Consider the following 1,501-nt stretch of genomic DNA (forward strand, 5'->3'; position numbering starts at 1 on the left):
GTCGGCCGCCACCAGCACCAGCGAGGCGTAGGGCCAGCCCGCCGCGTCGCGCTGGATCGTCGCCAGGGTCGCCCGGTCGACGGCGCGCATCAGACGGCGGGCATCGCGCGCGAAGGGGGCGAGGTCGTCGGTCATGGCGGGGCGGAATGTCCCAGATGCCGTCTCCGGCCGCAACGCCCGGTGCCGGCGGCGCGATGCCTCGTCTAGGATCGCATCCGGCCACGCAGAACGGAGAGCCCGGCGCCATGTCCGAATCGACCGCGCTTCCCCCATCCCTCTGGGCGGCGACGGCGCCGCCCGGCCCGCGGACCGCGGCGCTCGCCGGCGCCGCGACGGCCGACGTCGCCGTCGTCGGCGCCGGCTACACCGGCCTCTCGACGGCGCTGCACCTGGCCGAGCGCGGCGCCTCGGTCGTGGTGCTGGAGGCGGCCGAGGTCGGCTGGGGCGCCTCCGGGCGCAACAACGGCCAGGTGATCCCGACCCACCCGCGCTTCGACCCCGACCAATTCGTACAGATGCTGGGGCCGGAGAAGGGTGACGCCTATGCCGCGCTCGTCCGCGACTCGGCGGCCTTCACCTTCGACCTCATCCGGCGCCACGGCATGGATTGCGAGGCGGTGCAGAACGGCTGGATCCAGCCGGCGCACCGTCCGGGCCGCGTCGCGCTGAGCGCCCGGCGGGCCGAGCAGTGGGCGCGCCTCGGCGCACCGGTCGAACTGCTGGACCGGCAGCAGACGGCGGCCATCACCGGGTCGGACTTCTGGTATGGCGGCTGGCTGAACCGCGACGGCGGCCATATCAACCCGCTCGCCTATGCCCGCGGTCTCGCCCACGCCGCGGTCGCGGCCGGCGCCCGCCTCCACGAGCGGAGCCCGGCGACCGCGCTCGTGCGCCAGGGCGAGCGCTGGCGCCTGTCGACGCCCGCCGGCCATGTCGTCGCCGACCAGGTGGTGCTGGCGACCAACGCCTATTCCGACGACCTGTGGCCGGGCTTCCGCCAGACCGTCGTCCCCGTGCGCTCCTACCAGATGTCGACCGTGCCGCTCGGGGAGAACGTCCGCCGCAGCATGCTGGTCGGCGACGTCGCGCTGTCCGACACCCAGGGCGACCTGCATTTCTTCCGCTTCGCGCGCTCGGGGCGGCTGGTGTCGGGCGGTGCCCTGGTCATCCATGCCGGCCACGACGCCCGCCTCCGCCGCCGCATCGGCGCCCGCCTGGCCCGCGTCTTCCCGCAGGTGGGCGAGGTCTCGTTCGACCATCTCTGGCAGGGCTATGTCGGCATCACCGCCGACCGCATGCCGCATCTCCACGAACTGGCCCCCGGCGTCGCCGCCTGGGTCGGCTGCCAGGGCCGCGGCGTCGCGCTCGCCACCATCCTCGGCCGGGAACTGGCGCGCTGGCTCGACACCGGATCCGCCGCCGACCTGCCTCTGCCGCTGTCGCCGCTGCGGCCGATCCCGGCCTACGGCTTCGCCCGCCGCATCGCCCGCGGCATGCTCCT

General features: G+C 75.0%; 1 protein-coding gene. It reads left to right on the forward strand.

All coding sequences use genetic code 11. The annotated features are described in order from the left end of the window. Positions 1-245: 245 nt before the first annotated feature. Positions 246-1,501 (forward strand): NAD(P)/FAD-dependent oxidoreductase (locus ACE3Q3_RS24380; protein WP_374450469.1); only part of this gene is annotated, 1,256 nt, incomplete at its 3' end.

It is taken from the genome of Allostella sp. (assembly GCF_041913585.1).
In the GTDB taxonomy this organism is placed as follows: domain Bacteria; phylum Pseudomonadota; class Alphaproteobacteria; order ATCC43930; family Allostellaceae; genus Allostella.